At 37.6% G+C, this 3,873-nt stretch carries 4 protein-coding genes; all 4 read right to left on the bottom strand.

Annotated features, from left to right (window positions below; all coding sequences use genetic code 11):
- Positions 1-55: 55 nt before the first annotated feature.
- Positions 56-1,261 (bottom strand): Nramp family divalent metal transporter, encoded by a 1,206-nt coding sequence (locus HMPREF1048_RS05220; RefSeq protein WP_000094596.1) that lies wholly within the window; start codon positions 1,259-1,261, stop codon positions 56-58.
- Between the two features lie 844 nt (positions 1,262-2,105).
- A complete protein-coding gene (locus tag HMPREF1048_RS13725) occupies positions 2,106-2,291 on the bottom strand; it encodes a transposase (protein WP_474104115.1) in 186 nt (61 codons plus the stop codon).
- Positions 2,288-2,875 carry a pyridoxal 5'-phosphate synthase glutaminase subunit PdxT gene (gene pdxT, locus HMPREF1048_RS05225; protein ID WP_000689962.1) on the bottom strand — a complete coding sequence of 196 codons (588 nt, stop codon included), beginning with the start codon at positions 2,873-2,875 and terminating at the stop codon, positions 2,288-2,290. The genes HMPREF1048_RS13725 and pdxT overlap by 4 nt, the downstream gene beginning before the upstream one ends.
- Positions 2,876-3,751 (bottom strand): pyridoxal 5'-phosphate synthase lyase subunit PdxS, encoded by an 876-nt coding sequence (gene pdxS / locus HMPREF1048_RS05230; protein WP_000138537.1) that lies wholly within the window; start codon positions 3,749-3,751, stop codon positions 2,876-2,878.
- Positions 3,752-3,873 lie beyond the last annotated feature (122 nt).

Here is a 3,873-nt window from a genome sequence, read left to right on the forward strand (position 1 = left end):
GAAATCTTGGGTATCTTTTTTCTTATATGCTTGTTTTATAACTCGGGTGAATTTCTTAGAAAATATCAAATAACAATTTCACATTGAGAATTGTTAAGATAATGGAAACAATATAACCAAGGATGGTATTCCATTTAGCATTGGTAAATTCGCCCATCAGTGATTTCTTAGAAGTTAAATAAATCAAAGGGAAGATTGAAAACGGAAGAGCGATTGAAAGAAAGACCTGTGAATAGACCAATAACTGATCCAAGGTTTTTTCCTGATGACCAAACAGAACTGCAACTATCATGACAGGTAGCAAGGCAAACAAGGTTGATAAGGTCGAGCTAGCTATAGCTCCTGCAATAGTAGAATCCTGCAAGGCATTATACATTTGAGAGAAGGCAGAAATCTCGGATGCATGGCCGAAAAAGAGAGCCGCTCCTAAGATCAAAAGAAGGGAGTTAACGACAAAGGCCAAGGATAACTCGAGATTAGAATCCCAGGTCATAAAGCGTACGGCTTTTCGAACATCATTTTTGTCCTTGTGATTGATTTTACGAGTCTGTGACAAGGATGAATGCAAATAGAGGTTATGAGGCATAACAGTTGCTCCCACGATCCCTAGTGCCAAGGTTAATTGACTTTCATGCCCTGGCAAGGGACTTTCAAATAAGGTTGCATTCGGTAGATAACCCTCAACGATTCCTTGGAAGCTTGGATGTGACAAAGCTACCAGATAGGTAAAAATTGCTAGAATGGTTAAAATCAGTGTTGTCACAATAGCTTCAATCTTCTTAAAGCCAAATTTCATCAGAAGCAATAAGAGAAAAACATCCAACACGGTCAAGAGAATTGCTATCATAATCGGAATCTTAAAGAGAAGATTGAGAGCAATCGCTGAACCTAGAACTTCTGCCAGATCTGTCGCCATCAAGGCTAATTCTAAAATCACCCATAGACTATAACGAAGCCATTTAGGTGAATGATGAGCCGTTGCTTGAGCCAGGTCCATCTGGGTTACAATACCAAGCTTTCCTGCCATCTGCTGAAGTTGCATGGCAATGAGAGATGAAATCAAGATAACAAACAAGAGACTATACTTATAGGAAGCACCACCGACTACACTGGTAATCCAGTTTCCTGGATCCATATAACCAACTGCAACAAGAGCACCCGGACCTAAAAAGGCCTTTAAATTTTGCCAGAAATGATTGTTATTTGGAGTATCGATAGATTGATTAATCTCAGAGAGTGACACTTTTTTATGAGAAGACATAGATACTTACCTCTTTCTAAACCTACTTTTTCATTATTTTCTATTAGAGAAAAATAAGATTGACTTTAAACTATTAAAACAATGAAAACTATATGAAAAACATTTAGTTTTTTCATTATTTTTCTTAAGACACCTTAATATTTTTCTTAAGGCACGTTAATATTTTTCTTAAGGCACATTAATATTTTTCTTAAGGCACCTTAATTATAACAGAAAATATGATAAAAACTTAAGAAAATTCAGGACTTGATTTAATATTTAGGATACAACAAAATGTTGTATTCTTTTTTTGCAAAAGAATACCAAAGAATAAAATAAAAAACGTTGTAAAATGTACTGACCCTTTTCACCTTGTTAAAACACCATTGATCTTAACTCATCACTTACCTCTTAAAAAATCTTTAGAATTGGCTTAATCCCCTTTATTGTATCGCGTTTGGAGTTTTTTAGGTATAACCTTCGACGCGCACCTTACGTAGGACGACAGACTCATAGCTTTATACATAATAGAACGAGTATCTCCATCTGTAGAGATACTCGTTTTTTGCTATTTTCAAAGTGTTCTTTTTGACCAATCCCATACATCATTTTTATAGTAAATTGAAACTAGAATAGTACATCGTGGATACTAAAACATTTCTAGAAATTAATTTGATTTCCCTAATCAAGTTGCACACATCTTATTTCAAACCACTATATATTCAATGAAAATCAAAGAGCTAACTAGGAAGCTAACCGCAGGTTGCTCAAAGCACCGCTTTGAGGTTGCGGATAAAGCTGACGTGGTTTGAAGAGATTTTCGAAGAGTATTAAGGAGTATAGAATAGTATTTTAACTCCATCCTCTAAAGTGCTTTCAATAAAAGATACTTGAACACCATATTCAGCATATAATCTTTATGCCCTAAGTCAAAACAATCATTCTTTTCTAATTTATCGTAAATAAATCTAAAATCACAGAATACTGTCAGATGACTTAAAAAATGATTCTTTGGAAAAAGCGAATCAAAACTTGATTTATCACTTTTTATTCCACTATCTTTTTGTCACACATATTTATAAAGTACTGGTGCAAGCGCACATCATCAGTCAATTCTGGATGAAAAGAAGTTACCAACATATTTTTTTCTTGGGCTGCAACGATTTGATTATCAACTGTTGCTAAAATTTCTACATCTTCTCCAACACTGCTGATAATTGGACCACGGATAAAAGTCATTGGAATCTGACCGACTCCCTTACATTCTGCTTCCGTGTAAAAACTTCCTAATTGGCGCCCATAGGCATTTCGCTCGACCACCATATCCATAGTTCCTAGATGATGCTCGTCCTGAGAAGTAATTTCCTTAGCCAGCAAAATTAAACCCGCGCAAGTTCCAAAAACAGGTAAACCAGATAGAATTGCTTCTCGGATAGGAATCAGCATGTTCTGGTCACGTAAGAGCTTGCCCATGGTTGTAGATTCCCCACCAGGCAAAATCAAACCTGAAAAGTCACTCTGATGTTTCTGAAAATCATCTAGATTTCTGATTTCAACACTCTCAACACCTAATTGCTCTAGCACTTTTGCATGTTCTGCAAAAGCACCTTGCAAGGCTAATATTCCGATTTTCATCTATTTTCCTCGCTCTGCCATGAGAATTTGGATTTCATTTTCATTGATACCAACCATGGCTTCTCCTAAATCTTCAGAGATTTGAGCTAGGATTTGAGGATTACGGAAGTTAGTCACGGCCTTAACAATAGCACTCGCTCGTTTAACAGGATCTCCTGACTTGAAAATACCTGAACCTACAAAGACCCCCTCTGCCCCTAATTGCATCATTAACGCCGCATCTGCTGGCGTTGCAACGCCTCCAGCCGCAAAGTTTACAACTGGCAATTTTCCATGTTCATGAACATATTGGACCAATTCTACAGGGACTTGCAAATCCTTGGCAGCAACATAAAGTTCGTCCTCACGTAGATTTTGAATGCGGCGAATTTCCTGATTCATCATACGCATATGGCGAACAGCTTGGACAATATCTCCTGTACCCGGTTCTCCTTTAGTACGAATCATAGAAGCACCTTCAGCGATACGACGCAAGGCTTCACCCAAGTCCTTAGCCCCACAGACAAAAGGAACTTGGAATTCTTTTTTGTCCACATGGAAACGGTCGTCTGCTGGAGATAAAACTTCACTCTCATCGATATAGTCAATCTCAATGGCCTCTAAAATCTGAGCCTCAACAAAATGCCCGATTCTGACCTTGGCCATTACTGGAATACTAACCGCTTCTTGGATTTCCTTAATCATCTTTGGATCACTCATACGGGAAACACCACCAGCTGCACGAATATCAGCTGGAATCCGCTCCAAGGCCATCACAGCAGCCGCACCAGAAGCCTCTGCAATACGGGCTTGTTCAGGGTTCTGAACGTCCATGATTACACCACCCTTGAGCATCTGTGCCAAGTTTTTATTTAATTCATAACGATTTTCAGTCATTTCTTTTTCCTCATCATTTATATTGGTAGCTACCATTTCATTTTAATTCAGAACAGAAGGAATCACAAGATAAAAAAAATGTAATTGTATGGGTACAGATTGATACTCAATGAAAATCAAAG

This window comes from Streptococcus mitis SK575, from assembly GCF_000257865.1.
In the GTDB taxonomy this organism is placed as follows: Bacteria; Bacillota; Bacilli; order Lactobacillales; family Streptococcaceae; genus Streptococcus; species Streptococcus mitis_CQ.

What these genes read in the sequence shown, in the direction of transcription:
- HMPREF1048_RS05220 (WP_000094596.1), bottom strand. Translation starts at nt 1,261, where the DNA reads ATGTCTTCTCATAAAAAAGTGTCACTCTCTGAGATTAATCAATCTATC.
- pdxT (WP_000689962.1), bottom strand. Translation starts at nt 2,875, where the DNA reads ATGAAAATCGGAATATTAGCCTTGCAAGGTGCTTTTGCAGAACATGCA.
- pdxS (WP_000138537.1), bottom strand. Translation starts at nt 3,751, where the DNA reads ATGACTGAAAATCGTTATGAATTAAATAAAAACTTGGCACAGATGCTC.